The organism is Erythrobacter sp. BLCC-B19, assembly GCF_028621955.1.
Taxonomy (GTDB): Bacteria; Pseudomonadota; Alphaproteobacteria; order Sphingomonadales; family Sphingomonadaceae; genus Erythrobacter.
Window position 1 is genome coordinate 1,445,516 of the sequence record NZ_CP117516.1, and the last position, 24,101, is coordinate 1,469,616.

Below are 24,101 nucleotides of genomic sequence, written 5' to 3' on the forward strand. Positions count from 1 at the left end.
GCGGACTTAGGGTGCCGCGCGCGAAACTTCTAGCTTTCACTTTATCGTCAAACAGCGGCGCGATAGGGCGGGGCGACCATCCCGGAGACGTTCCATGACCCGCACCATCCTCGCCGCCCTGCTGCTCTCGACCGCAGCCGTCCCTGCTCTGGCCGAAGATGCGCCCAAGGAGCCGCGCGCCAAGAACGTCATCCTGTTCATCGGCGATGGCATGGGCATTGCCACCATCACGGCCGCGCGCATCTATGACGGGCAGAAGCGCGGGGAGACCGGGGAGGAAAACAGCCTCAGCTTCGAACGCTTCCCCAATGTGGCGCTGGTCAAGACCTACAACACCAATGCGCAGGTGCCTGATTCGGCGGGTACGGCCACCGCGATGCATTCGGGCGTGAAGACCCGCATCGGCGTGCTCGGGATCGGGCCTGAAGCCGAAAAGGGCGTGTGCCGTGACGCTCTGGCGCATCCGCTCCCGTTGTTGGGCGAGGAGGCGAAGGCGCGCGGCCTTGCCTTGGGGATCGTCACCACCACCCGCCTGACCCACGCCACCCCGGCCAGCGTCTATTCCCGCAGCGCCGACCGCGACTGGGAGGCCGACAGCACCATCCCCGAAGGCCAGCGCCCCGAGGGCTGCAAGGACATCGCGCTCCAACTCGCCGAGGCGCAGTTCGATGTGGCTATGGGCGGGGGCACGGCGATGTTCTACGGCAAGGACAAGGGCGGACGCCGCCTCGATCCGGCGGCTGATCTCCCCGGGGCCTGGGCGGCAAGGACGGGCGGCGTTGTTGTGCGCGATGCTGCCAGCCTCGCCGCCGCACCGACGGACAAGCCGCTGCTCGGGCTGTTCAACCCCAGCCACATGACCTTCATGGCCGAGCGCAAACCCGATTCGCCCGAGCCGACCCTCACCGACATGACCGCCGCCGCCCTTGCCCGGCTCAAGTCCGATCCCGACGGCTTCTACCTGATGGTCGAAGGCGGGCGGATCGACCACGCGCACCACGCCGGGCAAGCCGGTTTCGCGCTGGAGGAGGCGGTCGAGCTGGCGCGGGCGGTGCAATATGCGCTCGATCACACCGACCCTGCCGAGACCCTCATCATGGTCACCGCCGATCACAGCCATGTCTTCACGATCTCGGGCTATCCCAAGCGCGGGAACGACATCCTCGGACTGGTGGTGCCGCCGCAAGGCAGCGGCGAGGACGGGGGCGACGGCGCCTCGCCGCTGATCGCAGCGGACGGCAAGCCCTACACGACACTTGGCTATGCCAATGGGCCCGGCGGGATCTATGCCGATGAGGACGGTGACGGCGAGCATCTGCGCCCTGTTCCCCAGACCGGCCTGTCCGCGCGCCAGCAGGCGCTCGTGCCGCTCCCGGCGGAAACCCACGGCGGCGAGGATGTCGCCCTGTTCGCCACCGGCCCCGGCGCTGCGCGCGCGCGGGGGGTGATCGAGCAGAACCTGATCTACAGCATCATCCGCAAGGCGCTGGGCTGGGGGGAGTAGGGGGAGGATGAGGTAGCGCGCTGCTTCGGCGGGCGCAGCCACGCCGCAAGGCCGACCGGCCGCCCGCAGCGATGCGCCCGCAGGGCGCGTGAGCGAGGATTTCGCGCGCCGGAGGCGTGCGGAGAACAAAAACCCCAAAAAACCAAAAACCCCCGACCCGGGGGCGATGGGTCGGGGGTTCCATGGAGCGTTCGTCACGCTTGTACAAGGCAGGCCCATTTCGAAGGGTGGGCAACAGGGGGGAAACCTCCCTTCGGCCCGCCTTGTTGAGAATGATTAGCCAAAAGAGCCTTTCGCTCACATGAACGCGACAAGTTTTTTGTCGCTTTCATACAACCGTTCGTCGGACGTCCGTTTATCCCGGACGACGAGCCGTGCGGCGCGGATCCTTGAAAGTGAAGGCAGAATCGGCCACCGCCACGCCATAGCGCTGGTTCGACAGGTTCACCCGCGTGCGGTTGTTCTGGGCATCGAGCGCGACCCAGTGGGTCAGCTGCAAGCCGCCCGGTGCCGCGGCGTTCTTGACGAAGATCAGCGTGATCATCCCGAATTCGGGCTTCTTGGGATCGCGCACTTCGACGCTCAGCACGTCGGGGTTCCCGGTCGGCACCATCTTGCCGTAACGCTTCACGTCCTTGTCGGGATCGAACAGCGCGCCCAGCGGCGAATTGCCGATCGGCCAGCGTTCAACCTGGCTGACTTCGTAGTCGATCACATAGAGCGACTTGCCGTTCGAGACGACGAGGAAGTCGGCATCCTTGCCATAGTCGAAGCGGATCTTGCCGGGGCGCTTCAGCGTCATCGTGCCGCGCAGGGTCTGGCCTTGGCGGTCGGTCTGGGTGAAGTCGGCCTTCATGGTCGAAATCGCCCGCAGCGCGCCGACCACCTTGTCGAGATCGGCGGCGCTTTTCGAGGCGGATTGCGCCATCGCCGGGGGCGCCAGCGGGGCGCGCTCACCGGGAATGAGGCCAAGAGCCAGCGCTCCGGCCCCAAGGCCGAACGCGAGCGTGCGAAAGGTGAGAACAGGTTTCGTCATGCCCAGCCGGTTAGGGCCGCAGGCTTGAACTGTCGATGAATTATCGCGCCGCCTGCCATACAGCTGGCGCGGCCAGATCTTACTTGATCTTGGCTTCCTTGAACTCGACGTGCTTGCGCGCCACCGGGTCATACTTGCGGAAGCTCATCTTCTCGGTGATGTTGCGCGGGTTCTTCTTGGTCACGTAGAAGAAGCCGGTGCCCTCGGTGGAGACGAGGCGGATCTTGACGGTGGTGGGCTTCGCCATGGCGGTATCCTGTCAACTGGGTCGGCCCGGCGATTGCTGTCCGCAGGGCTAGAAAAGCAAATAGCGGCGCGCCCGGAAGGCCCGGCACACCGCCACACGGGCGCGCCATTCGCCGATTCACGGGGAAAAGTCAATAAGCCTCGCAGGCCCGCGCGCTACCAATCCGAGGCTTTGGGCTTCCCGCGATTGGCCTTGACCGCGCCGCGCACTTTCTTGACCTTCAGTCGCTCGGTCTTGCCAACGCGGTTGAGGCGGGTCTTGGCGCGGCGCTTGGGTTCGACTTCGGCCTGCGCGATCAGCGCGGCGAGCTTTTCGCGCGCGTCCTGGCGGTTGGCCTCCTGCGTCCGGTGCGCCTTGGAGGTGATGATGAGATCGCCGTTGCCCGCGATTCGTCCCCCCGCCAGCGCACGAAGCCGCGCGAACACCGGAACCGGCAGGCGCAGCGCATAGATATTGACGCGCAGCTCCACTTCCGTGGCGACCTTGTTGGCGTTCTGCCCGCCGGGGCCGGAACCTGCGAGAAAGCTCTCGCTGGCGAGTCGCAAGGCGCGGGCGGTCAGAGGCTCTGCGCCGTCATCCATCGCTCACCCCGAAGGCGAGGAAATCGCGTGGCAGGGGTGCGCGCGCTTCGATCGCGGTTTTGCCGGGGCGCTCGACCGTCAGGCTTTCGGCGTGGAGCATGGTGCGCTTGGCTGCGCCCGCATGGCCCGCGCCATAGACCGGATCACCCAGCAGGGGCGCGCCCAGACCTTTGAGCGCATGAACCCGCAGCTGGTGCGTGCGGCCGGTTTCGGGGCGGAAGCGGATGAGGCTGTGCGGCCCCAGTTCCTCGACCAGTTCCCAGTGCGAGACGGCGGGCTTGCCCTTCTTCGCCGGGATCATCCGCCAGCCCTTCTCGGCCGAGCTGATTTTCGACAGCGCGAGCTCGATCGTGCCCCCGGTGCCCGGCGGACGACCTGCGAGAATGGCGAGATAGGTCTTGCCCACCAGCCGTTCCTCGAACGCCCGATTGAAGCGGGCCAGCGCCTTGGGATTGCGCGCGAGCAGCAGGCAGCCGCTGGTGTCGGTATCCAGCCGGTGCACCGCCACCGGGGCGCGCTGGAAGCCCAGTTTCAGCCGATCAAGGTGATCTTCAAGGCAGATCCCGCCCTTCCTCGGCCGGTCGACCGCCATGCCCGAGGGCTTGTCGATCACCAGTGCTTCGCCGTCTTCATAGAGGATTGTGATGTCAGCCATGCGGCCCCTTATCCGTTCGGGCGGGGCTTGTCGAAGGACTAAACCAGCACCGCCCGCATCAGTCCGCGCAGGGCATTGCCAATGAGGAAGCCGCCCGCCAGGTCGTCCAAAGTCAATTCCCCTTCGCGCGCGCGTCCTTCAGCGATCAGGCTCCCGCGCAGCACGCCAGGCAGCAGGCCGAGCGCTGTGGGGGGCGTGATCAGAGCGCTGTCCGGCCCTTCTGCAAACACGCTGGTCCAGCTGCCCTCGGTGACGCGGCCATCGGCCCGCACCAGCAGCGCCTCATCCGCGCCAAGGCTGCGCGCGGCGGCCAGCGCATCCTCGTAGAACCCCCGATCGGAGGTCTTGTGCGCCAGCCGCCAGTCGCTGGGATCGAGCGGGTGCGGAAAGGCAGCGACCTTGACCGGCTCTGAGAGCGGCGCGGGCAAGGGCGCGGTTTCGAGCGCGCTCGCTCCGCTTCGCGCGACCAGCAGGCGCACCTTGGCCGGGGCGTCGAGTTCGAAGCACAGCGCCTGGATCTGATTGCGCAAGGCGTGGCGATCAAAGGCAAAGCCCAGCGCCGCCGCGCTCGCCTTCATCCGCGCGAGGTGGTCTTCCAGCAGCGCAATGCCGCTTTCGGGATCGAAGCGCATCGTCTCAATCAGATCGCATTGCGGCGCGGTCAGCCCCGGCGCGGCGCGGCGCAGGAAGCCGGCCTTGACCTCGCACTCGCGCCGTTCCGCGTGTCCGTCGCTATCCGCCACAATCGCCGAGCCGATCCCGAGCACCGCCGTCCCCTGCCCGTTCTCGATGGGGGTGAGGCGGAGCGTGCGGATCGCGACATTGAAGGCGGCATGACCATCTGCATCGATCCGCCCGATCGCGCCGCAATAGGGGCCGCGGGCATCGCGCTCGGCGGTGGTGAGCAATTCCATCGCCCGGATTTTGGGCGCGCCGGTGATCGAGCCGCAGGGGAACAGCGCCCGCACCAGATCCATCGCCCCCTTGCCGGGGCTGAGCCGCGCGCGCACCGTGCTGACCATCTGGTGCACCGTCGGATAGCTTTCGACCGCGAAAGGCGCATCGACATGGACGCTGCCGGGTTCGGCCACGCGCGACAGGTCATTGCGCATCAGGTCGACGATCATCAGGTTTTCGGCCCGGTCTTTCACCGAGGTAGCGAGGTCTTCCGCCATCGCTGTGTCGGCGGCGGGATCGGCCATCCGGGGGCGGGTGCCCTTCATCGGCTTGACCTTGGCGTTTGCCCCGTCGAGCGCCACGAACAGCTCCGGCGAGAAGCTCAGGAGCCAGTGCGATCCATCGAAGATCAGCCCGCCATAGCTTGCGGCCCCGGCTGCGCGCAGGGCGGCATAGAGCCCGACCGGATCGCCGCGGAAGCTGCCTGCCAGCGGATAGGTGAGGTTCGCCTGATAGATGTCGCCCGCGCGGATCGCCTCCTGCATCGCGGCGAAGGCTGCGTCATAGCCGCCGGGGGAGAGCTGCGGCTCCATCGGGCCGATCGTGCCCGGCCCCTCGGCGCGGCTCTCCAGCCATGCGGGGAGATTATCGGCGGCAATCCGCTGCGGGGCATCGAACAGGCCGAGCCACACCAGCGGCCCCGCCGCCCCGCTCCGCCCGGCCGCCTGCGCCGCGAGCCGCGGTTCGAGCGCGAGGCCCGCCTCATAGGCGATGTAGCCCGCCAGCGACCCGCCCTCGGTCAGCCGCGCTGCCTCGGCCGCTGCCAGCACGCCCTCGACCTCGTCGGGGCGATGCGCGACGAACAGCCTGCGCGGGGCTTCGTAGAGCAGCGCGTCAGCTGCCCCGTCCCCGGCGCGGGCATCATCGAGCAGGACAAACGGCGTTGGCGAACCCATCGCCCGATCCTTGGCCCAAACGCAGCGCCCTGTCGAGAACTTGACCGCCAAGCGCTGCCCCGTCACATCATCGGAACAGACTTTCCGGCAGGGGATACGAGGCATGACCGATACCGCGCGCGACATCTATCTCGGCCTTGGCGCGGATGGATCGCGGCAGACGCTGCTGCTCGGCCGTTCGAACCGCCACGGGTTGATCGCGGGCGCGACCGGGACGGGGAAAACCGTGACATTGCAGGGCATTGCGGAAAGTTTCTCGGCCGCCGGGGTGCCGGTGTTCGTGGCCGACGTGAAGGGCGACCTGTCGGGCATCGCCATGCCGGGCTCGCCCACCTTCAAGCACGCCGACAAGCTGGAATCCCGCGCCAAGGAAGTCGGCGTCACCGACTATGCCTATTCCGACAACCCGGTGATTTTCTGGGACCTGTATGGCGAACAGGGCCACCCGATCCGCACCACGGTATCGGAAATGGGCCCGCTGCTGCTGGCGCGGCTGCTCGATCTCAACGAGACGCAGGAAGGCGTGCTGCAGATCATCTTCCGCCATGCCGACGAGAACGGGCTGCTGCTGCTCGACTTTGCCGATCTCGCCGCGCTGCTGGCCTGGGCGAACGAGAATGCGGCTGAATTGTCAGGCAAATATGGCAATGTCACCAAGCCTTCGGTCGGCTCGATCCAGCGCCAATTGCTCTCGTTCGAGGCGCAGGGGGCGGATCATTTCTTTGGCGAGCCCGCGCTGGAGATCGACGATTTCCTGAAAGTGGACGAACAGGGGCGGGGCTATGTCAACGTGCTGGCCGCCGACAAGCTGATGCAGAGCCCCAAGCTCTATGCCACCTTCCTGTTGTGGCTGCTGGCGGAACTGTTTGAATCGCTTCCCGAAGTCGGCGATCCGGAAAAGCCCAAGCTGGTGTTCTTCTTCGACGAGGCGCACCTCCTGTTCACCGATGCCCCCAAGGCGCTGATGGACACCATCGAGCAGGTGGTGCGGCTGATCCGGTCGAAGGGCGTCGGCGTGTTCTTCATCACTCAGAACCCGATTGATATTCCTGAGAAAGTTGCAGGCCAGCTGGGCAACCGGGTGCAGCACGCGCTGCGCGCCTTCACCCCGCGTGACCAGCGCGCGATCAAGGCCGCGGCGGAGACCTTCCGGGTCAATCCCAAGCTCGATGTCGAGACGGTCATCACCGAATTGAAGGTGGGCGAGGCGCTGGTTTCGACCCTTGATGATGACGGCGCGCCCACCGTGGTGGAGCGCACGCTGATCGTACCGCCGCGTTCGCGCCTCGGGCCGGTGACGCCGAAAGAACGGGCCATTATTCAGTCGATTAGCCCGCTCGAAGGCAAGTACGACACCCGCGTCGACCGCGAAAGCGCGGCCGAGGTGCTCGCCGCCAAGGCCGCCGATGCCGCCGCTGTTGCCGAGCAGGTCGAGGCCGAGGGCGAGGAGGCGGTGCGCTCTCAGGCGCGCAAGAGCCCGAGCCTGTGGGAGAAGGCGATCGGCCGGGGAGCGAAGGTCGCGCTGGGCGGTGCGGCGGCGGTCGCGGCGAGCAAGATCACCGGCAAGAAAAGCCGCGCCAATCCGGTCGCCTCGGGCGTGACGTCGGCGGTGGGATCGATCGCGACCGATCTGGCCGGGCCGATCGTAGGCCGCTTTGTCAGAGGCCTGCTGGGCGGGCTGATGCGCTGACCGGCCCGCTGGCAAGGGCGCGCCTGAGGGGGCGACAAGCGGCGATTGTTTCACGTGAAACACGCGATGGCGCGCAATGATCGCACAAGCCTTGCGCAAAACCCGCTTCAGCGCGGGCGATGCTGCGTCCCTTCTCCGGCCGTAATGAAGATTGCGGTCGCGGCTTCGGCCACATCGGCTGTGTGCCATTGGCCGGCCTGATTGATCGCATATTCGCCCGCAGCAAGCGGGGTGCGCGTCACGCGGCCATCGGCACTCTCCTGCACCAGCACCATTGCGCCGTGGGTGCAGATCACCACCTCGTCGCCCGATGGGTGCATTTCCCAGGCGCTCCAATCCTCGGTGAAGGTGTATTGCGACACCAGCCGCCCTTCGGCCCCGTCACCGGCATGGCGCGCGCCGTAGCCTGCATACCATTCCATCCCGGTGAAGGGCGGCTGTTCGACCGCCCTTGCGCCGAGACCGAGGTGGATGAAGCGCTCATCCAGCCGGGGTGCGCTCATTCTTTCGGAACCATGCAGAAGGCGTTCAACTTGTTGCCATCGGGATCGCGGAAATAGCCCGCATAGAACCCGTCATCCCCGCGCGGGCCGGGCGCGCCTTCGCACGATCCGCCGTGGGCGATGGCGGTGTCATAGACCGCGTGCACCTGTTCGGGCGATTTGACTTCGAGCGCGACCATCACCCCGTTGCCGACCGTGGCGGGCTGGCCATCGAACGGCACCGTCGCCGCGATCCCCGGCGCGCCGCCGAATTCACCCCATGCGATGAAGGTTTCGAAGTCCATCATCCGCCCGAGCCCGAAATGCGCGGCAATCGCATCATAGAAAGCCGCTGCGCGGGGCAGATCATTGGTGCCGAGGGTGACGTAGCCGATCATTGTGTGTTCCTCCCATACCGCGACTCGCGATGTGAGAACATTATAGGAACATTGATGGGGCGGCAAGCTTTGAGGCGGCGCGGTGCATCGGCCCACCAAAGGACGGGCCGCAAGGGCGACCGCCCGCCCGCAGGCGCCCGGACCCCGGACTTGATCCGGGGGGAGGAACAGCGCCGAGGCTGACCCCGCGGAGGCGGGGTCACACACAAATAAGCCTAGCCCCGTGTCAAGCACGGGGTGACGGAAGGGAGTTAGAGCGGCGCGGTTTCCCGCTCCACCCACGCCAGATCATCGCCCGACAGGCGCGGCGACAGGATTTCGCGCACCTTGGCATGGTAGTCATCGACCCACGCCACTTCCTCCGCCGTCAGCAACGCCTTGTCGATCAGCTTGCGATCCAGCGGCACGAAGGTCAGCGTCTCGAAGCCGAGATACCTGCCTTCCATCCCTTCGATGGCCCGCTCTTCGACCAGCACGAGGTTCTCGATGCGGATGCCGAAGGCGCCCGGCTTGTAATAGCCCGGCTCGTTCGAAAGGATCATGCCCGCGAACAGCTCCTGCCCGGTGCCCGCCTGCCCGCCCGAGGGCTTGGCGATGCGCTGCGGGCCTTCGTGCACGGCGAGTACGCTGCCGACCCCGTGGCCCGTGCCGTGGGCGTAATCGACCCCTGCCTCCCACAGATATTGCCGCGCCAGCACATCGAGCTGGCCGCCTGCCGTGCCTTGCGGAAACACCGCGCGGGCGAGCTGGATGTGGCCCTTCAGCACGCGCGTGTTGCGATCGCGCATTTCCTGCGTCGGCTCGCCGGGGCCGACCCATACGGTGCGGGTGATGTCGGTTGTGCCGCCGGGATATTGCCCACCTGAATCAACGAGATAGATCGAGGACGGCGGGATCGGGATATTGCTGTCCGCGTCCACCTTGTAATGCGGCAGGGCGGCATGGCCCGCGGCGGCCGAGATGGTGTCGAAGCTCAGATCGCTGAGGCCCGGGTCTTCCGCACGGAACGCCTGCAACCGGGCGGCGGCGGAAAGTTCGTCCACGCCCCCCTTCGGCCCTTCGATCTCCAGCCAGCGCAGGAAGCGGCTCACCGCCGCGCCGTCGCGCGCCTGCGCATCGCGCTGGCCGGCCTGTTCGGCGGGGTTCTTGATCGCCTTGGCAAGGATCGTCGGATCCTGCTTGAAGGCGAAGCTCGCGCCGCCTGCGCGCAGGGCTTGCGCGATGCCGACCACGGCAAAGTCCGGATCGAGCGCGACGGTCTTGCCGGCAAAGTCTGCGCCAAGCGCGCCTTCGAAGGCGGCACGGTCACGGATCGTCACTGCATTGCCCAGATGCCGGGTGAGTTCGGGCGTGACCTTTTCGGGCGCGATGAACAGCTCGGCGCTGCCATCCTTGTGCGCGATCACATAGCTGAGCGCGACCGGGGTGTGCGGCACGTCGCTCCCGCGGATGTTGAGCAGCCATGCGACCGAATCGAGCGCCGGGATCACCACCGCATCGTGGCCTTCCTTGGCCAGCCAGTCGGCCACCGCAGCGCGCTTGTCCGCCGAGGAGCGACCCGCGTGCGTCTCGTCATGCGGGCGGGCGATAGCGGGGGAGGGCGCAGGGCGATCGGCCCACACGGCATCGATCGGGTTGCCGCTGGCGGGCACCATGGTGATGCCCTTGGGCTCGACACGCTTCTCCAGCGCCTCGACCCAGGCCCAGGTGTGGAGCCAGGGATCATAGGCGATCCGCGCTCCGTTCTCGCACACTTCGGCCAGCCAGTCAGCCAGCGTATCCTTGGGGACGGAGCGATATTCGAACAGGTTCCCGTCGACCTGCTCGCGCACCTGCACGGTATAGCGCCCGTCAACGAAGATCGCCGCGTGGGTGAGGGTGACAGCGGCGAACCCCGCCGATCCGCCGAAGCCCGTCAGCCAGCCCAGCCGCTGGGCATAATCGCCGACATATTCGCTCATGTGCTCGTCGGAGATGGGGACGATGAAGCCGTCGAGGCCGCGGCGCTTCAGCTCTTCGCGCAGGGCATTGAGGCGGGCTTCATGGGTCTGCATCAGCATTTCGTCGATCCTCGGGCGAATGCGCGGGCACTTGTCGCGCAACATTGTCTCATTACAAGCACCATCATAGGCCTTTGCCCCGCGTCTTTCCACCCGCGCGGCCCAGCGCCGGGATCGTAACAGGGAAACCACCGACCATGCTTCGCTCGATCAGCACCCAGGCTCTTGCCGTGTCGCTTGCTTTTGGCTTTGCCGCCACCACCTTTGCCCCGGCCGCGATGGCCGCATCATCCGAGGATTCCGCCCCTGTGACCACGACCGCCGCCGCGTCCGACATCAAGCCCCCCGTCGCGGAAAAGCGCCCGCACACCTACACCGTGCACGGCATCACCGTCGAAGACCCCTATGACTGGCTCTACGACAAGTCCTATCCCACCGTGGACGACCCCGATGTGCTGGCTCACGTGAAGGCCGAGAACGCCTATTTCGAAGCCAAGATGGCGGGCCAGACCGCGCTGACCGAGGCGCTGTTCACCGAGATGCGGGCGCGCATCAAGGAGGATGATTCGACCGTGCCCCAGAAGGACGGCGACTACCTCTACTGGAGCGAGTTCGAGGAAGGCGCGCAATATCGCAAGCATTACCGCAAGGCGGTGAAGGGCGGGAAGGCCGAGCTGCTGCTCGACGAGAACGAGCTCGCCAAGGGGCTCGAATATTTCCGCCTCGGCGCGGCCTCGATCAGCCAGAACGGGCGCTATCTCGCCTATGCCACCGACACCAACGGGTCGGAGCGTTACACCGCGCGGATCAAGGATCTGAAGACCGGCAAGCTGCTGCCCGATGTGATCGAGAACCTCCGCGGCGATCTGGTGTGGGTGAAGGGCGATACCGCGCTGGTCTATGGCCCCTCGACCGAGGAGTGGCGCACGCTCGAAGCCAAGATGCACGTCATCGGCACCCCGGTGAGCGCGGATGTGACGCTCTACAAGGAGGAAGACCAGAGCTTCGGCGTCGGCACCGGCCTCACCGCGCAGGAAGACTGGCTGATCATCGCCACCGGCGACAACGAGACGAGCGAAGTGCGGCTTGTGCCCGCCAATGATCCCACCGCCACCCCGATCCTCGTCAAGGCGCGCAAGAAGGGCGTCGAATATTCGGTCGATGTCCGGGATGGCGAGCTGTGGGTGTGGACCAATGACGATCACATCAACTTCCGCCTCGCCAAGGCGAAGCTGGAAACGCCGGGGGACTGGCAGACGGTGATCGCCGGGTCGGATGATTTCTATCTGACCGGGTTCGACCTGTTCAAGGACTTCTTCGTCACCGAAGGGCGGCTGAACGGGCTCGACCAGATCCAGCTGCGTTCCTATGCCGATCCGGCCAAGATCACGCCCGTGACCTTTCCCGAGCCGAGCTACACCGCGGGCCTTTCCAACAACCCCGAATATGACATGAAGAAGCTGCGGCTCGCCTATCAGTCGATGGTGACGCCGAGCACGGTCTATGACTACGACGTTGCCACGGGCGCGCTGGCGACCCTCAAGACGCAGGAAATCCCGAGCGGCTATGATCCGACGCTCTATGTCTCCGAGCGCCTGACCGTCACCGCGCGCGATGGGACGCAGGTGCCGGTCAGCATCGTGATGCGCAAGGATCGCGCCGAAATCCTGAAGAAGGCAGGCATCGAAGGGCCGGGGCCGCTCCACCTCTACGCCTATGGCGCCTATGGCTATGCCGTGCCGCCGGGCTTCTCGACCACGCGCCTCAGCCTCGTGGATCGCGGCTTTGCCTATGCCATCGCCCACATCCGGGGCGGCGATGATCTCGGGCGGCGCTGGTATCTGCAGGGCAAGCTGTTCGAGCGCACCAACACCTTCAACGACTTCGTCGATGTCGGCCGCGGGCTGATCGCCAAGGGCTACACCGCGGAAGGCAAGGTGACGGCCAGCGGCGGATCGGCCGGCGGCGAGCTGATGGGGGCGGTGATCAACCTCGACCCTGCGCAATATGGCGCGGTCGTGGCCCACGTGCCCTTTGTCGATGTGGTCAACACCATGCTCAACGAGAAGCTGCCGCTCACCCCCGGCGAGTGGCAGGAATGGGGCAACCCGATCACCGACAAGGCGGCGTTTGCCTATATGCTGTCCTATTCGCCCTACGATCAGGTGACCGCCAAGGCCTATCCGCCGCTGATGGTGACCGCCGGCCTCAACGACCCGCGCGTGACCTATTGGGAGCCGGCCAAGTGGGTCGCCAAGCTGCGTGAGCTGAAGACCGACGATAACCTGCTGGTGATGAAGACCAACATGGGCGCAGGCCACGGCGGGCAGTCCGGGCGCTGGAACAGCCTCAAGGAGACGGCGGAGGAATTCGCCTTCATCCTGTGGCAGATGGGCATGGCCCCCAAGAGCGAGGGCGAGTGAAGGCACCCAACTACGACCGCGGACTCCTGATCGTTTCGGCCATCACGCTGACCGTGCTGGCCGCGCCTTTCGGGTTGTTCTGGTTGTTTCTCTGGGCTGCCTGCGTGTTCGGCAGGGACTGCGTGTAGGCGCGGGCTTCATCCGCCCTGCGGCGCTGCCTTCGCCATTGCCGCCAGCTCCGGCGGAAGCGAGACCCCGTAACGGATCGCTTCTGCCGCGAGCAGCGTGACGATGGTCTCCATCTCGGGGCTGAGCATCGCCAGCTTGCCGTAAAGTTCGGGCACCGCACGGATCAGGCCTAAGCCGGCCTCCTGCCCGAATTTGGGGATCGGCCCGCTGGGGAGCGGCGTCTTGTCGAGATCAGGCGTGAGTTGCCACACCATCCCGACCTTGCGGCTGTTGAAGATCGCCGTCAGCCGTCCATGGTCGCTCGCCAGCAGGGGCAAGGGCATGGCCGCGAGATAGCGGCACGCCGCCACCGCCGCCGCCCGGTCGCGCAGGGCAATCGCCCCCTCCAGCCACCCGAGCGTGCGCCGCATATCCTCGCGGCTAGCCTCAGCGGCGTGTTTCAGCAGCCAGTCATAGCCCTTGAGGCTGACATTCCATTCGCGCGGATCGGCGGCCACATTCGCCCAGAAATAATCGACCGCATCGGCAAGCGTTTCCATCCGGCCCGCCTCATAGGAGAATATCCCCTCGGGCGTGACCACCAGACTGCTGCCTTTGCTGCCTTCCGGCTGGGTATACTTGATCCGCGGGCGGAAACCGCGATCGGGCTTTTCGGGCGGATCGTCGCTCATGGGCGTCAGGATAGCAGCTGCGCGCTAACAAGGCGTTCCCATCCTTGTGCCATCGTTGCGCCATCCTTGCCCGCGCGGACGGCTGGGGGTAACCCGCGGCCATGGCCAACCGCTTCTCCCGCACCTTCATCGCCGAGCCGCAGCACATCGACGAACTCGGCCACGTCAACAACACGGTCTGGGTGCAGTGGATTCAGGACATGGCGACCGCGCACTGGGACGCGGTCGCGCGGGCACAGGATCGCGCGGCGTTCTTCTGGGTCGTGGTGCGGCACGAGATCGACTATCGCGGCAATGTGTCCGAGGGAGCGGAAGTCCGCGCCGAAACATGGATCGAAGGCCCGGCGCAGGGAGCCAAATCGCTCCGCCGGGTGGAGTTCACTGATGCGAGCGGCAAGCGCCTCGTCAGCGCGGCGACGACCTGGGCGATGCTCGACCGCGCGACCGGACGGCTGGCCCGCGTGCGGCCCGAGGTGCTGGAAGGGTTTTTGTGAGGATGCGGGGCGGGAGGTCTGCGCCGCCAACAGGCAGCCGAAACCAAATCACGCCGCCTGTTCGCGCTCCGGGTTGCGCGCTGCGGGCGCTGCGGTGAAGACGGTCAGACGTTCATAGGCCATGCGGTTGCGCCCGCTTGCCTTGGCTTCGTACATCAGCGCATCGGCGCGGGCGTAGAACTCGGCGAAGGCCATCGTCTTGCGCGCCGCATCGGCCATCACCACCACGCCCATGCTGGCGGTGACCGGCAGGTCGAGCCCCGGCACTTCCTTGGCAATCCGGATCGGCACCGCCTGCCGCAGCGCCTCGGCGCGTTCGAGCGTGCGCTCGCCCCGCAGCAGCACCACGAATTCCTCGCCGCCCAGCCGCACCGCAATGGCATCGCGATCCCCGCTGGCGCGGATCGCGCTGGCGCAGGCGATCAGCGCCGCATCGCCGACCTGGTGGCCGTGCAGGTCGTTGATCGCCTTGAAGCGGTCGAGATCGACGAGCGCAAAGGTGTTGAAGCCCTGCGCCAGCAGCTCGTCAAACCGCGCCTCGATCGCGCGGCGGTTCATCAGGCCGGTGAGCGAATCGCGGGTCGAAATCTGTTCGAGCATCCGCGCCTCGGTCAGCGCCGCATCGCGCTCGCGCCGCAGGGCGAGGAAGCGGTCGGCGATGGCAAGGCTGATCACCACCACCTCGATCCCGACCGCGATATAGATCATCTGGTCGAGGCTGGAGGGGCCGACATGCCAGCCCAGCCCGCGCATCAGGCGCTCGATCGAGGCAATGATGATCGGCGTCCATGCCACCGCGAGATAGCGCGCTGACCGGCTGCCGCGCCACACCGCCTCAAGCACCGCCGCGCTGACGACGAAGATGAAGGGGAGGAAGGTCAGGAAGTAGCCCCGGTCGTCGACCGGCTGGGTGCGATCCAGCTGGAGCGCGAAGAAGCCCGGCGCGATCATGGTGAACCACGCTGTCGCCACCGTCAGACGCCGCATCAGCCGCGACTGCGCGCCGCGTTCGAGGAAATCGGCCAGGAACAGGCCGGTCAGTCCTGCGGCCAGCGCATAGGACAGCGGCGCCAGCACCGCCATCACCGCCACCGGTAGCGCCACAAAGGCCGATGCCAGACCCCCTGCGGTCATCACATAGACCATCATCGAGGCGACCATGGCCGCGTGCAGCACCACGAAGCGCTCGCGCAGCACCACATAGAAACTGATGTCGAACAGGAAGGGCAGCACCAGCATCCCCATCACGAAGGCGAGCAGCATCATGTCCGCCTGCGACCAGTCGGCCTTGGCCGAATCGTGGGTGATGCGGGCCTCGGTCAGCATCGGCACCGAATGGGGCTCCTCGATCCGGGCGAGCAGAACCGTGGTCTCCGCGGTGATCTCGGGCAGCGGCAGCCGGAACACCGGGCCTGCGGCGAGGGGATTGCCGTCGGCCTCGGTCAGCCGAGCGGTGCGCCGTCCGCCGTCCGCGTCGAGCGCGTGGAAGGTGATCGACTTGAAGCGCGCGATGCGGGTGAAGAAATGCCGGGGCATTTCCTCGCCCTTCCAGCTTTCCGCCTCGAACCGCAGCCACACCACCGGCACATCCGACCGCCAGTTGCCGGCATTGCACGTCCATTGCGCGCGCGGCTGCATCGCTGTGGCGGAACGATCGCGATCCGTGACGGCATGGCAATCCGGCGCATAGCTGACAGCGACCTGATCGTCCGCCGCCGCAGGCGCAGAGGCGCACAGGCCCAGCAGCACACCGGCCAGCCACAGACGCAAAAGGAGGCACAATTTCGCCATGCGGTCGCGGCTACCATGAAAGCCCTTACGATGCTGTTAAGTGAGTCACGATCGCGTCATATCTCATCATTCTGAAAAACAACGATTTGTCTGGATAACGCCGCACTGGTTCAATCCATTTTGGAGCAATCTTGTTCGGATCGGGCGTTGTCATGTTCGTGTCACGAAACTGTCCTAGCGCGGCAACCGCACCGGGGTCGGTGCGCGTGTTCAACGGGGTTTTTCATGGCATACAATATCACCGCCTTCGCCAAGGCTGGCGCAGCGCTTGCGCTCGCGGCGTCCACGCTGACCGCCTGCGATGACGGCAGCAGCGCGGCGCAATCGGTTCACGCGGTCGGATCGTCGACCGTTCTGCCCTTCGCCAAGCTGGTGGCCGAGAACTTCACCCGCTCGCACACCGATATGCGCTCGCCGCTGATCGAATCGACCGGGACGGGCAACGGCATCCAGCTGTTCTGCTCGGGCCTCGGCCCCAACACCCCGGACATGGTCAACGCCTCGCGCCGGATGAAGGAATCCGAATTCGACACCTGCGCGTCGAACAAGGTCGATGAAATCGTCGAGATCCAGGTCGGGCTCGACGGGATCGCCTTCGCCTCGGCGAAGGGCGGGATCATGCTCAATCTGACGCCCGAAACGGTGTACAAGGCGCTTGCCGCGCAGCCCTATGGCAAGCCGCAGACCGCCAAGACCTGGAAGGATGTCGACCCGGCGCTGCCCGCCGATCCGATCATCGTCTACGGCCCGCCCAGCACCTCGGGCACGCGCGACGCGCTCAAGGAACTGATCCTCGAAGCCGGGTGCAAGAAAGACCCGGCGATGAAGGCGCTCAAGGAGAGCGACGAGGACAAGTACAAGCAGATCTGCACCGAAGTGCGCGATGACGGCGCCTATGTCGATCAGGGCGAGCAGGACAACCTTGTCGTCCAGAAGATCAAGGACAACCCCAAGGTCGTCGGCATCTTCGGCTATTCCTACCTCGAGGAAAATCTCGACAAGGTGCAGGACCTACCGATGAACGGGGTGCCTGCCACCTACGAGAACATCGCCAGCTTCAAGTATCCCGGCGCCCGTCCGCTCTATGTCTATGTCAAGAAGGCCCATATGCGCGCCATCCCCGGCCTGCAGGACTTCATGAAGGAATGGGCCAAGAGCTGGGGCAAGGATGGCCCGCTGGTGAAGGTCGGGATGGTCGCGATGCCCGATGACGTGGCCGCCGCCAACGCCCTGAAAGTGCAGAACCTTCCGGTGCTGACCCGCGCAGAGCTTGCGCCCAAGAAGTAATGTGATTGCTACGATTGGCGGGGGCCGTTAGGCTCCCGCCATGAGCGCGCGCAAGATCGCTGAGTGGCATGACGCCGGCCTGATCGACGCCGCGACGCGCGACCGGTTGACCGCCTACGAAGCCGCCCACGCCCGCCCGCTGCTCTTGTGGGCGGTGTGGGGCATCGGCGCGCTGGCGATCGGCCTTGGCTTTGTCTCGGTGGTGGCGGCCAACTGGGAGGATATTCCCGGCCTCGTGCGCCTCGCCGTTCATCTGGCGCTGATCGCGGGGCTGCTGGGGCTGGTCTTCGCGCGCGAGGATCGGCTGGCGGCAAAGTCTCCCTGGGCCGTCGAGGCGCTGGTGTTCATCACCGCTGCGCTGGGCCTCACCTTCTTCGGGCATCTGGGGCAGGTCTACCAGACCTCCTCGCCCCTGTGGCAGCCGCTGGCCGTGTGGCTCGCGCTGTTCGCGCCGCTGCTGCTGCTGACGGGGCGAAGCTGGCCGAGCGCGCTCGCCGTGGTCGGCGGAGCGGTGTGGACCGCGTGGGAATACCTGACCTTCATGACCGACTATCCCTTCGGTGATCCGGGGGCGGCGTGGACGGCGTGGCTCGGCTGCGTGTCCACTTTGCCGGTGGTCCTCGCGCTCGCCGGAGGCTGGATGCGCGCGCGCAGCCCGCGCCCCGATTTCTGGCGGCGGATGGAGCAGCTGGCGCTGGCCTATGCAGTCCCGCTCGCCTCGGCGGCCTGCGCCTATGCCAGTCTCGGCGTGTTCGGCAATGAAGGGGTGCTGGAAGACAGCATGGCAACCCTCGCCAGCGGCGCGGTGGCGGTGCTGACCGGCCTTGCGCTGATGGCGGCGCGGCCCGGCACTTCGGGCCGGATGGCGGGAGCGATCATCGCCGGGGCCGGACTGGCGATCCTGCTGGCCCCGACCGTCGACGATCTCGATGTGCCCGCCGCGCTGCTGTTCATGGTGCTGTGGGCCGGCATCGCGGCGGCGGCGCTGGTCGCGTCGTGGCGCGGGGTGTTCCAGCTGGCGGTGGCGGCCATCGCGCTGCGGCTTATCATCCTCAGCTTCGAACTCGCCGCCGATCTGCTGACGAGCGGATTCGGGCTGATCCTGTCGGGCGTGATGATCCTCGCCGTCGCATGGGTCGCGGTGCGGGTGTCGAAGCGCTTTGCCCCGCCCTCGGAGGCTGAGGCATGATCCGCGCCGCCCGCCTTGCCGCTGTCATCGCCCCCGTCCTCGGCCTTGCCGCCCTCTGGCTCCAGAGCGACCGCACCTACCACACCGGCACCGAATGGGAGGTGCCGATCGTGGGATACGACCCGCGCGATTACCTGCGCGGGCACTATGTCGAGTTCCAGTATGACTGGCCGGGTGGCGAGGCTCTTGGCGACATCTATTACGAAGCCCTGTGCCTTGAAGGCAAAGCGCCCACGGTTGCCAATGTGCGGTGGCTGCAAACCGAGAGCGAGCCCTGCAAGCATCCGGTGCGCAAGAATCCGGGCGGGGTCTATCAGGGCGACGGGCTGTTCACCGGCCGCCTCTACATCGGGCAGGAACGCGCCGCGCAGCTTGAGGAAAGCTTGCGCAACCGCGACCAGCGCGGGATCGTGACGATCCGCCAGCGCGAGGACGGCAGCTTCACGCCCGTCTCCATCCGCTTCCGTCCGCTCACGCCTGCCGAAATCGCCGAGCGCGATGCCCCGCAAGACGAAGGGGCGGAGGACTTGCGCCCCCCGCCCCCGATCATGTCGCAGTAAGCGTGGCTCAGAACCGCGCGGTCACTTCCACCCCGTAGAAGCGCGGCTCGCCCGGGATGAAGGTGGGGATGGTGAAGGCGCCGCCGGTGTTGCCCGCATCGAGCAGGAAATCCTCGTCAAAGGCGTTGCGGATGAAGCCCGCGATCTCGAACGCCTCGTCAGCAAAACTCACCCCGGCGCGCGCGTTCACCAGCGTCACCGGGCCTTGGCTGATCAGCGCGGTGTTGGGCACCTGGAAGAAGATCGTGCTGCGGTGGGTGATGCTGGGCGTGGCGAAGAACCGCACCCCGCCGAAGTCGCGGTCGATGGTAAACCCGCCCGAGGCCTGCCATTCCGGCTGAAGGCGGAAGCGCGATCCGGCGAAGGTGCCGTTCGACGGATCATTGTCGATCCCGCCATCGATGAAGCCGACATTGCCGAACACATTGAGCCAGTCGGCCACATCCACGGCCAGTTCCGCCTCGACCCCCAGGTTGCTCGCTCCGCCCGCGCTGCGGGTCTGGAACGCGCCGGTCGGGTTGCCATTGGCGTCGAGCACCGGAACCGAGACCTGGAAGTTGTCATAGACCTGGTAATAGACCCCGACCGCAGCCGACACCGGCCCGCTCGCAAGCTTGAGGCCCGCCTCGTAGTTCCAGACGATTTCGGCGGCGACATCGGTGCGGTTGGCGACCACATTGGCCCCGTCGCGCCGCGCGTTGACCTGCACCACCGGCGAGCGGCGGCCCTTGGACACGGTGGCGAAGATGTTGAAGTCATCGCTGATCCGGTAGAGCGCGTTGAAGCGCGGCAGCCAGGCGGTGAAATCATCCTCGGCCACGAAGGTCTGCCCGCGCGTGTCGATCTGCCCGGGGATCAGCGGCGCACCGCTCAAGCGGCTGTTCGGCACGTTGGCAAAGAAGCCCGACCGGCGCGATTCGTCGAGGTAACGCACGCCCGCGGTCAGTTCGAGCGCGTCGAACGGGATCCAGGTGACATCGGCGAAGACCGAATAGGCCTCGTTCTTGCCCTGATTCTCGAACACGGAGGTGTAGGGGATGACCGCGAAGGCGCCGCCGGTGGCGATCGCGGTCACGCCGCTCGCCGGCACGCTGCCATTTGGCGCGACGCAGGGGATGCCGGGGATCAGCGGCGCGCCGAACAGGGTGGTGAGGCACTGGAGGAAGGTGCCTTCCTCGGCCGCGAAGGGCACGTTCTGGCGGCCGTCCTCGATGAAGACGTTCCACCCCGCGCTCGCCCGCAGATTGCTCCCGGCATAGCTGAAGCGGCCTTCGTGGCTGACCTGCCAGCCGGTGGCGATCTCGGCGAATTCGAGGAAGGGCGCGGCCGAACCGTCGGCGTCGAACACCTCGGCGCTGTCGAATTCGCGGTAGCCGTTGACGGTGGTGAAGCTCCATTCGTCGGAGAAATCATATTGGGCGGTGAGGTTGAGGTCATAGACCTCGCGGTTCAGGCCCAGCTGGCTGTCGCCCAGCGCGGCAGCGGCGGTGGGGTTGCCGCCGAGATTGGCGGGGACAAAGGCATTGGCCGGCCCGCCGGGCGAGGCCGCCGAAGCAGGCAGGCGCGCCGAGATGAAGGGCGTGCCGCCGTTCCTCTGCTGGTCATAGGTCGCCACCAGATCGAGCGTGAAGGCATCGGTTGGCGCGTAACGCAGCGATCCGCGCAGGCCGAGCTGATCCTGCGCGTAGAGATCCTTCTGCTGCGAGGGATTGAGGTTTTCGACATAGCCATCGCGCGTGCGCCATTCGCCGGCGAGGCGCACCGCCAGCACATCAGACCCTGCATTGATATAGCCGCCGAGCAAGGTCTGGTTGAAATTGCCGTATCCGCCGCGCACCTCGGCCTCGAACCCGGCGCGGGGCTTGGCCGAAACGAGGCTGATCGCGCCCACCGCGCTGGCGGTGCCGAACAGGGTCGCCTGCGGGCCTTTGACCACCTCGACGCGCTCCAGATCGTAGATCGCCTGATACGAGCCGCGCGAGCGCGAGATGTCGACGCCGTTGTAATAGAGCGTGACGCGCGGGCCTTCCTGCGCCGATCCGCTGTCCGAGGTGATCCCGCGGATCACGACGCCGGGGTTGTTGGCGCTCTGCTCCTGAATCAGCAGGCCGGGGGTGTAGTAGGACAGCTCGTCAAGATCGGCGACGCCGAGTTCGCGGATGCGCTGGCCGCTGACGGCGGAAATGGTGATCGGCACGTCCAATGCGCGCTGTTCGATCTTCTGGGTGGTGACGATGATTTCGTTGCCCGATCCACTGCTGTCTTCCGGCGCGGGGGCTTCGGCATCCTGCGCGAAGGCGGCGTAGGGGGCGGCGGCAAGCGTTGCGGCAAGCGCGATCAGCGAGGTGCGGGTGAAGGGGGTGCGGGTCATGTTCTGGCTTCCCTGTTGCGTGAGAGAGGCCTTGGCCGTGGCACCCTATGGTGACGGCTCCGCTACCGCGGGATGAAGCGTGCATGACGCTGCGTTTACAGTTCAGGGACGTTGCCGAAATGCATCTTTGCTTCCGGTCGTGCTGACGCACGACGCAGACCTCCCGCCCCGCCTCCCCACCCGGCCACCATACCATAATGGTATTCTTGGTGGCCGGGTGGGGAGGCGGGGCGGGAGGTCTGCGCCACCGACGGTGGCTCAAATCATTTCACAACGGATTACCGTCCTTGTCGCGGTAGATTTCACGGCGGCCGACGTGGTTGGCCGGGCCCACGAAGCCGTCTTCCTCCATCCGCTCGATCCACTTGGCCGCCGTGTTGTAGCCCACGCCCATCTGGCGCTGGAGCCACGAACCGGAGGCCTTCTGGTTCTCGAACACGATCTGGCAGGCCTGACGATACTTGCGCTCTTCCGGGTTGTCCGACGCGGTGAGTTCGTCGTCGAAGCCGAACCCGCCGAAGCCCTCTTCCGGCTCCTCGGTGACGGCATCGACATATTCGGGCGAGCCTTGCGCGCGCCAGTGATCGGCGACCGCCTCGACCTCCTCGTCGCTGACGAACGGCCCGTGGACGCGCACCATCGCGCCGGTGTTGGGCTTGTAGAGCATATCGCCCTTGCCCAGCAGCTGTTCGGCCCCCTGTTCGCCAAGGATCGTGCGGCTGTCGATCCGGCTCGTCACCTTGAAGCTGATGCGGGTGGGCAGGTTGGCCTTGATCACCCCGGTGATGACGTCGACCGATGGACGCTGGGTCGCCATGATGAGGTGGATCCCCGCCGCACGGCTCTTCTGGCTGAGGCGCTGGATCAGGACTTCGATTTCCTTGCCCACCGTCACCATCAGGTCAGCGAGTTCGTCGACGATCAGCACGATCTGCGGCAGCGGGGCGTAATCGAGCTGTTCTTCCTCGAACAATTGCTCGCCGGTTTCGGGGTCGAACCCGGTCTGCACCCGGCGGCCCAGCGGCTTGCCCTTGGCGATCGCGGCGTTCACCTTTTCGTTGAAGGAGTGGATGTTGCGCGAGGAAATCGCGCTCATCATCCGGTAGCGGCGCTCCATTTCCTCGACCGCCCACTTCAGCGCGCGCACTGACTTCGCAGGCTCGGTCACCACCGGCGAGAGCAGGTGCGGGATGTCGTCATAGGTCTTGAGTTCGAGCACCTTGGGATCGATCAGGATCATCCGCAGTTCGGCCGGGGTGAAGCGATAGAGCAGGCTCAGCAGGATGACGTTGAGGCCGACCGACTTACCCGAACCGGTCGTCCCGGCGACCAGCAGGTGAGGCATGGCAGCAAGATCGGCGATGATCGGCTCACCCGCGATATCCTTGCCGAGGATGATCGGCAGATTGCCCTTGGCGTCGGCAAAGGCGGCGCAGGCCGCGAGTTCCTTCAGCGCCACCATCTGGCGGTCCTGATTGGGCAGTTCGATGCCCATGACCGTGCGCCCCGGGATGGGCGAGACGCGGGCGGAAATCGCGCTCATGTTGCGGGCGATGTCTTCGGCGAGGCCCACCACGCGGCTGGCCTTGATGCCGGGGGCGGGCTCCAGTTCGTACATCGTCACCACCGGCCCGGTGCGCACGGCGGTGATTTCGCCCTTCACGTTGAAATCGTCGAGCACGTTTTCGAGAAGGCGGGCGTTGCGTTCGAGCGCCAGCTTGTCGAGCTTGGGCGCCTTGTCGGCCGGCGGTTCGGCGAGCAGATCGAGGCTCGGCAGCTTGAAGGCGGCGAACATATCGCCCTGCGCGGTCTTGGCAGGCTGGGCGCGCTTGGGCGGGGCCGACGGGTCGGAGATTTCGGGCGGACGGCGGGGCGGATCGGCAGCGTCGCCCAGCGCGCCGTGCTTGGGGCGCGGGCGGGGCGAGCGCGGGCGCGCTTCGTCGGCATCCTCCTCATCGTCAAAGTCGCCCGCGAAGGTCAGCGCGTCTTGCGCCTTGCGCCCCGGCAATGGCAGGCGGCGCATCAGCCCCGCAAGGCTGCCGCCGCCCAGGAAATCGGGCAGGCTCATCAGCACCCGCCAGTCGATCGCGAAGATGCGGGTCAAGAGGCCGATCCCGGCCGCAAGACACGTCAGCGCAAGGCCAAGGATCACCCAGCCTTCCGCCGCCTCGCCAAAACGCGCGGCCACGGCCTGAACCGCCCCAGCGCCGAGCAGGCCCGCAAGCCCGCCGGACTGCGCGGGCAGCGTGCCGCCGGGGCCGGAAAAGGCAAGGCTCAGCACCGTCGCGATCAGCGTCATGGCGATCAGCAGCAGCGCGGTCGGCATCCACCAGGCGGTGGTCTCGGGCTCCTCGCCGTTCTCGACATCGCGCCACAGCTTGCGCGCCGAAACATAGAGCAGCGGCAGCAGCAGCACGCCGGGCAGGCCGAAGATCAGCAGCACCCGGTCTGCCACCCACGCGCCGTTCGCCCCCATCCAGTTGGCGACTTCAGCCGGATCGGCTGCGGTCGAGGGGCTGGGATCGGTCTGGGTGTAGCTCGCCAGCGCCAGCGCGAGGAAGACCGCCGCTGCAAGCAGCAGCCCCGCACCGGTCATCTGGGCGATGCGCCGCAGCGATCGGCGCAGGCCAGCGCGCCATTCGGCGTCAGTCTGGCGAGGGGGTTTGGCTTGCGTGACCGCGCGGCTGGCCATGGGGTGTCTCCTGAGCGGAACACACCATGAATCCTGCGCGGACTCCGG

20 protein-coding genes are annotated in these 24,101 nt (G+C 66.6%); 8 read left to right on the top strand and 12 right to left on the bottom strand.

Going from position 1 to position 24,101, the window contains the following annotated elements:
* Positions 1-94: 94 nt before the first annotated feature.
* Positions 95-1,504 (top strand): alkaline phosphatase, encoded by a 1,410-nt coding sequence (locus tag PS060_RS06750; RefSeq protein WP_273986373.1) that lies wholly within the window; start codon positions 95-97, stop codon positions 1,502-1,504.
* 355 nt (positions 1,505-1,859) lie between these two features.
* Here the strand turns inward: PS060_RS06750 and PS060_RS06755 are convergent, their stop codons facing one another.
* The 5 genes from PS060_RS06755 to pabB all read right to left on the bottom strand — a co-directional run bounded on the left by PS060_RS06755 (position 1,860) and on the right by pabB (position 5,876).
* The gene (locus tag PS060_RS06755; protein WP_273986376.1) at positions 1,860-2,540 is read right to left on the bottom strand and encodes a LolA family protein; all 681 of its coding nucleotides are present in this window, start codon (positions 2,538-2,540) and stop codon (positions 1,860-1,862) included.
* Positions 2,541-2,619: 79 nt separating this feature from the next.
* The gene (rpmG, locus tag PS060_RS06760; RefSeq protein WP_273986378.1) at positions 2,620-2,787 is read right to left on the bottom strand and encodes a 50S ribosomal protein L33; all 168 of its coding nucleotides are present in this window, start codon (positions 2,785-2,787) and stop codon (positions 2,620-2,622) included.
* A gap of 155 nt (positions 2,788-2,942) precedes the next feature.
* Complete coding sequence (gene arfB / locus PS060_RS06765) at positions 2,943-3,368, bottom strand: alternative ribosome rescue aminoacyl-tRNA hydrolase ArfB (RefSeq protein WP_273986379.1); 426 nt, start codon at positions 3,366-3,368, stop codon at positions 2,943-2,945.
* Positions 3,361-4,023 (bottom strand): RluA family pseudouridine synthase, encoded by a 663-nt coding sequence (locus PS060_RS06770; RefSeq protein WP_273986380.1) that lies wholly within the window; start codon positions 4,021-4,023, stop codon positions 3,361-3,363. The genes arfB and PS060_RS06770 overlap by 8 nt, the downstream gene beginning before the upstream one ends.
* Before the next feature lie 38 nt (positions 4,024-4,061).
* Entirely contained in the window at positions 4,062-5,876 is a 1,815-nt protein-coding gene (gene pabB, locus PS060_RS06775; RefSeq protein ID WP_273986382.1) for an aminodeoxychorismate synthase component I, read from the bottom strand.
* 103 nt (positions 5,877-5,979) lie between these two features.
* On the opposite strand from pabB, the gene PS060_RS06780 reads away from it, so the two are divergent.
* Positions 5,980-7,566 carry a helicase HerA-like domain-containing protein gene (locus PS060_RS06780; protein ID WP_273986384.1) on the top strand — a complete coding sequence of 529 codons (1,587 nt, stop codon included), beginning with the start codon at positions 5,980-5,982 and terminating at the stop codon, positions 7,564-7,566.
* Between the two features lie 107 nt (positions 7,567-7,673).
* Here the strand turns inward: PS060_RS06780 and PS060_RS06785 are convergent, their stop codons facing one another.
* The 3 genes from PS060_RS06785 to PS060_RS06795 form a co-directional block, all read right to left on the bottom strand.
* Positions 7,674-8,069 (bottom strand): cupin, encoded by a 396-nt coding sequence (locus PS060_RS06785; protein WP_273986385.1) that lies wholly within the window; start codon positions 8,067-8,069, stop codon positions 7,674-7,676.
* Positions 8,066-8,446: a VOC family protein gene (locus tag PS060_RS06790; protein ID WP_273986387.1), complete on the bottom strand. Its 381-nt coding sequence runs from the start codon at positions 8,444-8,446 to the stop codon at positions 8,066-8,068. Before PS060_RS06790 ends, PS060_RS06785 begins: the two co-directional genes overlap by 4 nt.
* Before the next feature lie 251 nt (positions 8,447-8,697).
* Positions 8,698-10,506: an aminopeptidase P family protein gene (locus tag PS060_RS06795; protein WP_273986389.1), complete on the bottom strand. Its 1,809-nt coding sequence runs from the start codon at positions 10,504-10,506 to the stop codon at positions 8,698-8,700.
* Positions 10,507-10,643: 137 nt separating this feature from the next.
* Between PS060_RS06795 and PS060_RS06800 the strand changes: the two genes are divergently transcribed.
* Positions 10,644-12,869 carry a S9 family peptidase gene (locus PS060_RS06800; RefSeq protein ID WP_273986391.1) on the top strand — a complete coding sequence of 742 codons (2,226 nt, stop codon included), beginning with the start codon at positions 10,644-10,646 and terminating at the stop codon, positions 12,867-12,869.
* Entirely contained in the window at positions 12,866-12,997 is a 132-nt protein-coding gene (locus tag PS060_RS06805) for a hypothetical protein (protein WP_273986392.1), read from the top strand. The genes PS060_RS06800 and PS060_RS06805 overlap by 4 nt, the downstream gene beginning before the upstream one ends.
* A 9-nt stretch (positions 12,998-13,006) precedes the next feature.
* On the opposite strand, the gene PS060_RS06810 is transcribed toward PS060_RS06805, so the two are convergent.
* A complete protein-coding gene (locus tag PS060_RS06810) occupies positions 13,007-13,669 on the bottom strand; it encodes a hypothetical protein (RefSeq protein WP_273986393.1) in 663 nt (220 codons plus the stop codon).
* A gap of 101 nt (positions 13,670-13,770) precedes the next feature.
* Between PS060_RS06810 and PS060_RS06815 the strand changes: the two genes are divergently transcribed.
* A complete protein-coding gene (locus tag PS060_RS06815; protein ID WP_273986394.1) occupies positions 13,771-14,163 on the top strand; it encodes an acyl-CoA thioesterase in 393 nt (130 codons plus the stop codon).
* Between the two features lie 48 nt (positions 14,164-14,211).
* Here the strand turns inward: PS060_RS06815 and PS060_RS06820 are convergent, their stop codons facing one another.
* The gene (locus PS060_RS06820) at positions 14,212-15,954 is read right to left on the bottom strand and encodes a GGDEF domain-containing protein (RefSeq protein WP_273986395.1); all 1,743 of its coding nucleotides are present in this window, start codon (positions 15,952-15,954) and stop codon (positions 14,212-14,214) included.
* Positions 15,955-16,179: 225 nt separating this feature from the next.
* Here PS060_RS06820 and PS060_RS06825 point away from each other — a divergent pair, with 225 nt between their 5' ends.
* Genes PS060_RS06825 through PS060_RS06835 form a run of 3 tightly spaced genes read left to right on the top strand, consistent with a single transcriptional unit; the run spans position 16,180 to position 18,990 of the window.
* Positions 16,180-17,241: a substrate-binding domain-containing protein gene (locus PS060_RS06825; protein ID WP_273986396.1), complete on the top strand. Its 1,062-nt coding sequence runs from the start codon at positions 16,180-16,182 to the stop codon at positions 17,239-17,241.
* Between the two features lie 40 nt (positions 17,242-17,281).
* Positions 17,282-18,430, top strand: a complete 1,149-nt coding sequence (locus PS060_RS06830; protein WP_273986397.1) for a DUF2157 domain-containing protein — start codon at positions 17,282-17,284, stop codon at positions 18,428-18,430.
* A complete protein-coding gene (locus PS060_RS06835) occupies positions 18,427-18,990 on the top strand; it encodes a GDYXXLXY domain-containing protein (RefSeq protein WP_273986398.1) in 564 nt (187 codons plus the stop codon). Before PS060_RS06830 ends, PS060_RS06835 begins: the two co-directional genes overlap by 4 nt.
* 7 nt (positions 18,991-18,997) lie before the next feature.
* On the opposite strand, the gene PS060_RS06840 is transcribed toward PS060_RS06835, so the two are convergent.
* Positions 18,998-21,361 (bottom strand): TonB-dependent receptor, encoded by a 2,364-nt coding sequence (locus tag PS060_RS06840; RefSeq protein ID WP_273986399.1) that lies wholly within the window; start codon positions 21,359-21,361, stop codon positions 18,998-19,000.
* A gap of 268 nt (positions 21,362-21,629) precedes the next feature.
* Complete coding sequence (locus PS060_RS06845; protein ID WP_273986400.1) at positions 21,630-24,053, bottom strand: FtsK/SpoIIIE family DNA translocase; 2,424 nt, start codon at positions 24,051-24,053, stop codon at positions 21,630-21,632.
* Positions 24,054-24,101: the final 48 nt, after the last annotated feature.

What these genes read in the sequence shown, in the direction of transcription:
- PS060_RS06750 (WP_273986373.1), top strand. Translation starts at nt 95, where the DNA reads ATGACCCGCACCATCCTCGCCGCCCTGCTGCTCTCGACCGCAGCCGTC.
- rpmG (WP_273986378.1), bottom strand. Translation starts at nt 2,787, where the DNA reads ATGGCGAAGCCCACCACCGTCAAGATCCGCCTCGTCTCCACCGAGGGC.
- PS060_RS06785 (WP_273986385.1), bottom strand. Translation starts at nt 8,069, where the DNA reads ATGAGCGCACCCCGGCTGGATGAGCGCTTCATCCACCTCGGTCTCGGC.
- PS060_RS06830 (WP_273986397.1), top strand. Translation starts at nt 17,282, where the DNA reads ATGAGCGCGCGCAAGATCGCTGAGTGGCATGACGCCGGCCTGATCGAC.
- PS060_RS06770 (WP_273986380.1), bottom strand. Translation starts at nt 4,023, where the DNA reads ATGGCTGACATCACAATCCTCTATGAAGACGGCGAAGCACTGGTGATC.
- pabB (WP_273986382.1), bottom strand. Translation starts at nt 5,876, where the DNA reads ATGGGTTCGCCAACGCCGTTTGTCCTGCTCGATGATGCCCGCGCCGGG.
- PS060_RS06810 (WP_273986393.1), bottom strand. Translation starts at nt 13,669, where the DNA reads ATGAGCGACGATCCGCCCGAAAAGCCCGATCGCGGTTTCCGCCCGCGG.
- PS060_RS06755 (WP_273986376.1), bottom strand. Translation starts at nt 2,540, where the DNA reads ATGACGAAACCTGTTCTCACCTTTCGCACGCTCGCGTTCGGCCTTGGG.
- arfB (WP_273986379.1), bottom strand. Translation starts at nt 3,368, where the DNA reads ATGGATGACGGCGCAGAGCCTCTGACCGCCCGCGCCTTGCGACTCGCC.
- PS060_RS06840 (WP_273986399.1), bottom strand. Translation starts at nt 21,361, where the DNA reads ATGACCCGCACCCCCTTCACCCGCACCTCGCTGATCGCGCTTGCCGCA.
- PS060_RS06795 (WP_273986389.1), bottom strand. Translation starts at nt 10,506, where the DNA reads ATGCTGATGCAGACCCATGAAGCCCGCCTCAATGCCCTGCGCGAAGAG.
- PS060_RS06800 (WP_273986391.1), top strand. Translation starts at nt 10,644, where the DNA reads ATGCTTCGCTCGATCAGCACCCAGGCTCTTGCCGTGTCGCTTGCTTTT.
- PS060_RS06820 (WP_273986395.1), bottom strand. Translation starts at nt 15,954, where the DNA reads ATGGCGAAATTGTGCCTCCTTTTGCGTCTGTGGCTGGCCGGTGTGCTG.
- PS060_RS06825 (WP_273986396.1), top strand. Translation starts at nt 16,180, where the DNA reads ATGGCATACAATATCACCGCCTTCGCCAAGGCTGGCGCAGCGCTTGCG.
- PS060_RS06815 (WP_273986394.1), top strand. Translation starts at nt 13,771, where the DNA reads ATGGCCAACCGCTTCTCCCGCACCTTCATCGCCGAGCCGCAGCACATC.
- PS060_RS06790 (WP_273986387.1), bottom strand. Translation starts at nt 8,446, where the DNA reads ATGATCGGCTACGTCACCCTCGGCACCAATGATCTGCCCCGCGCAGCG.
- PS060_RS06780 (WP_273986384.1), top strand. Translation starts at nt 5,980, where the DNA reads ATGACCGATACCGCGCGCGACATCTATCTCGGCCTTGGCGCGGATGGA.
- PS060_RS06835 (WP_273986398.1), top strand. Translation starts at nt 18,427, where the DNA reads ATGATCCGCGCCGCCCGCCTTGCCGCTGTCATCGCCCCCGTCCTCGGC.
- PS060_RS06845 (WP_273986400.1), bottom strand. Translation starts at nt 24,053, where the DNA reads ATGGCCAGCCGCGCGGTCACGCAAGCCAAACCCCCTCGCCAGACTGAC.